Genomic DNA, 5042 nt, shown 5'->3' with positions numbered 1-5042 from the left:
TGCTAAGTCTAATTAACTCCAGAACCCGCCCCTACAGGAACCCACCCCACTGGTTTCGGGGGCGGGTTTATCAGGTTGACTGGTGCTAAGTCTAATTAACTCCAGAACCCGCCCCTACAGGAACCCACCCCACTGGTTTCGGGGGCGGGTTTATCAGGTTGACTGGTGCTAAGTCTAATTAACTCCAGAACCCGCCCCTACAGGAACCCGCCCCTACAGGAACCCGCCCCTACAGGAACCCACCCCGACAATTATTAATTATTAATTATTAATTATTAATTATTAATTATTAATTACATTGGATAATTGCCGCATTCATTCCTGGCTGCTGTATCTATCTGCGGGTAGAAGCCACAATCCCACCCCAAGGGTTATGATATTATAGGTTTTGAGCTATTGGCTCACATATCCAGCTAACAGCAATTATTCCCCTGTTAAAATCGGGATAAATCCTATTACTACTCAATCTTTATGAATGCCTTAGTCCAAGAAATTCAGTCTAGCCTATTAAGTTTAGTAGGTTCAGCTATCCAAGTAATCCCAGCCTTAATTCTTGCCATAATCGTATTGTTAATAACTCGGTTCGCCGCCAATTTTGTTAGACAATTCTTAAACTCCACAGCACCGAGATTTGTCCGCAGTACATCTTTACAAGTTCTGCTGATTCACACAGGTTATGTATTGACTTGGGCGGGAGGAGTAATTATCGCCTGTGTAATTGCTTTCCCTGACCTCCGCCTAGGGGATATTATCGGTTTATTAGGACTTAGTTCCGTAGCCATTGGTTTTGCCTTTCAGGATATCTTTAAAAATTTCTTAGCCGGGATTTTATTACTGTTACAAGAACCCTTCCAAATTGGTGATCAGATAGTTGTAGAGGATTACGAAGGGACTATCGAAAATATTTCCATTCGGTCTACCCAAATGCTAACCTATCACGGGGAAAGGGTGGTAATTCCTAATTCGATACTGTTTACCAGTCCCGTACAGGTCAAGACAGCCGAAAGTCATCGTCGCACTGATTTAGCCATTGGAGTAGACTATAATACCCCCTTACCAATGGCTATAGAAACGCTATTAAACGCCACGAAAACCGTCGAGGGTGTCTTGTCCGAACCAGAAGTAGAAGTCGATGTAGTGGGTTTTGGAGACAGTTCTATTGACCTCATGGTTCGCTATTGGACTTTCCCGGAACGGAAACAGGTACGACGGGTGACAACGCAGGTTATGATAGCTCTTAAACAGGCTTGTGATGAGGCTGATATTAATATCCCCTATCCTATCCGCACGTTATATTTCTTTAATCAGGAAAGCTATAACGACCATTACCCAGCGGCGGCTAATTCTCAGACTAATTGAGGGTAAAACTCGCAGTGCTGACCCCCACGGTTTTAAAATATTCTTTAATCGGGGGTGTCAGTGTCAAAACCGAGACATAATTTTCGATTTTAGTTTCAATTAAACTGCGTCTTTTCAGAGATTGTACGGCTTTTAAATAGTCAGATTCGGACAGATTTTCTGCTAGTTTATAGGCAATTTCAGTGATACCGTTTTGATTAGCCAAGCCCAGAATAACTAATTTTTCGGGTGACGAAAATCGGAGATAATGTTGGTTTAATATAGGTTCAATATCTCCCAAAAAGAAGCTAGGATAAGATAGAAATTGGGAGACGCTACCGTTAAATAAATCGAAAATAGTGGCTGCTATTATATTTAACCATAAGGGGTTCCCGCCATAAAGCTGGATTAGTTCTATCCAGTGTTCTGTATCTTGGAGGTTGTGGGTCGCTAAAATTTCGGTTGCAGATGCTGAGAAACCTTGTAAATACAGGGTTTTTCCGTGGCGGTTTTCGGTTTCCATGGTGGCAATTTCGGTAGGCTGTTCCCAACTGAGGACAAGGAAACAACTTTGATGAGGCGATCGCCCTATTTCGTAAATGAATTGACCATAACGGTCATATTCTGGGCGGTAAGTTCCGACAAATTCGCCGGGGGTGAGGGTTTCTTGGAAGTCGTCGAGGATGATTAAACAACGATGCGATCGCAAGTAATCTAAGATGGAATTATGGCTAGGTGTAGTGGTGTCGATAAACTGAAGTAAGTCGCTTTTCAGTGCGTTGAGGTTGGGGTATTTTCGATGCGATCGCCATATAATGCGATCGAAGTTTTCTTTGATGTCTTCCACGAGTTGTCTAGCGAGGCTGGTTTTACCGATACCAGACAGCCCGGTAATGGCGATGATGCGATGATGTTCGGCGAGTATCCATTGTTTGAGGGTATCGAGTTCGTGGGTTCTGCTGTAGAGGGGATGTATTTCTGGGGCTTCGCTGAGGTCGTGGTGGCGTTGATATTCGGTGGTGGCGGCAGGTTGCGATCGGTTTTGGGTGTTGGGGGGGTGGTTGTATAATCCGCTACAGATATTGATATCGCCCACAATTTGTACATAGTCAGAACCAAAATTTGAGATGTTAGAGAACTTCATCTGTTCCATTGTCGCCCTAAAGTTAGACTGTCTGACATCTTCTCCCAACTCAGCCGATATCAATTGCCATAACTCCCTTGCCACTTGCTTGATGCGTTCGTGACTGCGATTGCAAGTTCTAGCAATTTCCGGGTATTTTTTTCGTTCCCAAGTTCCTTCTAAAACGGCTTTCTGGAGGGAGTCAAGATGTTTACCTGTTTTCGAGAACACCAAGCGATCGGTCCATTGTAAGACTTCTTGAACGTCCATAGGTCAACGGGGGTACTGTTATCAAATTATACCATAGTACACTATTTTCTCCTTTTGTGAACTAAATTAGACTTTTTGCACAAAAGTTGCACCTGAGCCTCAATTATTTTTTTATACTAAATTAACCAGATTTATTCTTGTTAATTCATATTTTTTGTGTCAAAATATTGATGTCATTTTACAGTCAAGCAGGGAGCAACTGTTTGTCACTTACATCATGGTTAACGAAAATAATCCTACACCTAGTCAGGTGGCTTGAAAAAGACCGACTAACGGTTGTATTTTTCGGCAAAACTGGAGTGGGGAAGAGTAGCACCCTCAACGCTATGTTTGGGCTAAACTGGGATACAGATCATGCGATCGCCTGTACTAAAAAGCCTCAGTTTGCCGATTTCCCTATTGTCAGTCGTAAACAAGTGGTCATTTTTGCTCTCTATCTCTTGATCAACAATGGATTATACAGACTTGCATTACAACTTCTACAACACTACCTAAATACCTTTAAGTACGCTGACTGTCCTTACCATCAACTACGAGTTGTCGATCTACCTGGAATTGGAGAAACTCCGACTGCAGATCGAAAATATATGGCTTACTACAAAAAATGGGTCGCTAAAGCTGATGTTTTGGTCTGGATCACTCAAGCAGATACGAGAGCCTATAAAAGGGACGAGATATTTTTAAAGAAATTAAAGCCGTTCTTTAAACCATCTATATATCTGATATTAGCTCTCAACAAAATTGATTTCTTAGGAGTTTATGAAGGACAAAAAAAGTTTGCAATTGACAAAAAAGAACCTTCACCAGACCAATTAAAGCTCATACCTGAAAAAATAGATGACATTTACGGAATCTTCCAAAATGCGCTAAATGGTGCGATCGTTTTTGATAAAAGTCAAATTGTCCCTTACACATCCTTTTACGGTTGGGGATTAGAAAATCTGAGAACCAAAATATTAGCAAGGAGTTCAAAAGTTATGTTTAAAAATATGTTGAAAAATTTGAATGAATTATTGCCATCTTTTTTGAGAAAACCAAAACCTCCTGAGATACCTCTCCGGTTGGTTGTGGCTTTAAACCAAGTTGATAAAATCATTCCTGATGGATGGAATAATAAATTAAACGCTCCCCAAAAAGAAGCAAAAAAGGAGATTGAACGTCAGTGCCAAGATATTATCAAAAAGCTAAGGGAAGAAACACAAATAGATGACTCAAATATAGAATATTACTCTGCTTTAAAACGATATCGTTTGATATGTTTGCTCAATAAAATAATTCAAAATGCTTATGGTGGTTTTAAGCTGGGCAATATAGATCCAAAAGATCCATTTGAATTGGCAGATGATCCAGAGGTAAAAGAATTTACCGATCAACAGCGATCCAAAATGGACAAAAGTTATGAAAAAAAAATCGATTCTGACAATCAAATTTTTAAGAAACTTCTAGAAATTATTTCAAAGGTTGATTTAGAATTTATCAGAAGACTACTGGAACAAGAAACTAAATTGCCCCCCAAAGTAGCAGTGATTGGCAAAGCTGGTGTCGGTAAAACAACAACCATTAATAATCTCTTTAATGCCGAGCTGAAAACAAGTCCCACAACTGTTGGTACGACGCAAGCGCAAACCAAAGAGTTTACACTCTCAACAGGCGGAACCTTAACCGTGATTGATATGCCTGGATATGGACGCAGCGAAAAGGAAGATCAAGAGTACGAAAAAATATATAAAGATCTCATTCCTTCCTGCGATCTAATTTTATTGATTTTACAAGCAGATATAAAAGGTATTGCCGATGATATCGAGATGATCAAGACAATCAAAAAATGGTTGCAGGATTGTCCGACTCCCCAAAGACCAACCAATTAAATCGTATCCGAAAAATTGTAAATTTTTAAACTGAAGGATGTTGACATGGCTTTAACCCAAGAAGAGGAAAAACAAATCAGAGAATTGTTGCAACAACAAGACCAACAAAAACGAAAGTCGGTTTTGTCTAGCAAGGAAAATTTGAAACGTTGGCTATCAAGCGCAGCCTCTCATATTGCCGGAAAGGTTGTTGGTGCTGCTTTCGACATGCTATTGTCTTGGCTTGTGAGCCTGTTCTGTTAACACATATACCCCGGCTCCAAATCTTTCCGACTATTCCCGAAATACGATCGCTACTTGATATTGAGAAACCCGGTTTCTTACCAAAACTTAGGTGAGGATACGAAGATGGTCGTAGAAACCGGGTTTCTTTGAGTCACCGGAAATGCGATCGCTACTTGATATTGAGAAACCCGGTTTCTTACCAAAACTTAGGTGAGGAT

The 5042-nt window shown here is 40.7% G+C and carries 4 protein-coding genes; 3 read left to right on the top strand and 1 reads right to left on the bottom strand.

The window, feature by feature from the left end; translation table 11 throughout:
* Positions 1-471: 471 nt before the first annotated feature.
* Positions 472-1359 (top strand): mechanosensitive ion channel family protein, encoded by an 888-nt coding sequence (locus tag ACTIE0_RS17290; RefSeq protein WP_006625594.1) that lies wholly within the window; start codon positions 472-474, stop codon positions 1357-1359.
* Here the strand turns inward: ACTIE0_RS17290 and ACTIE0_RS17285 are convergent.
* Entirely contained in the window at positions 1352-2731 is a 1380-nt protein-coding gene (locus tag ACTIE0_RS17285; protein WP_439516942.1) for a helix-turn-helix domain-containing protein, read from the bottom strand. The two genes, ACTIE0_RS17290 and ACTIE0_RS17285, sit on opposite strands and share 8 nt — an antisense overlap.
* A 203-nt stretch (positions 2732-2934) precedes the next feature.
* On the opposite strand from ACTIE0_RS17285, the gene ACTIE0_RS17280 reads away from it, so the two are divergent.
* Positions 2935-4599 (top strand): GTPase family protein, encoded by a 1665-nt coding sequence (locus ACTIE0_RS17280; RefSeq protein WP_280949141.1) that lies wholly within the window; start codon positions 2935-2937, stop codon positions 4597-4599.
* A gap of 45 nt (positions 4600-4644) precedes the next feature.
* A complete protein-coding gene (locus tag ACTIE0_RS17275; RefSeq protein ID WP_006669940.1) occupies positions 4645-4842 on the top strand; it encodes a hypothetical protein in 198 nt (65 codons plus the stop codon).
* The last annotated feature ends 200 nt before the right edge of the window (positions 4843-5042 follow it).

It is taken from the genome of Limnospira sp., assembly GCF_051859755.1.
Lineage (GTDB): Bacteria > Cyanobacteriota > Cyanobacteriia > Cyanobacteriales > Microcoleaceae > Limnospira > Limnospira fusiformis.
The sequence above is the reverse complement of the archived record's forward strand: the minus strand, read 5'-3'. Positions and strand labels throughout refer to the sequence as shown.

Excerpts from the sequence above, each read along its gene's own strand:
- ACTIE0_RS17275 (WP_006669940.1), top strand. The coding sequence starts at position 4,645 with ATGGCTTTAACCCAAGAAGAGGAAAAACAAATCAGAGAATTGTTGCAA.
- ACTIE0_RS17290 (WP_006625594.1), top strand. The coding sequence starts at position 472 with ATGAATGCCTTAGTCCAAGAAATTCAGTCTAGCCTATTAAGTTTAGTA.
- ACTIE0_RS17285 (WP_439516942.1), bottom strand. The coding sequence starts at position 2,731 with ATGGACGTTCAAGAAGTCTTACAATGGACCGATCGCTTGGTGTTCTCG.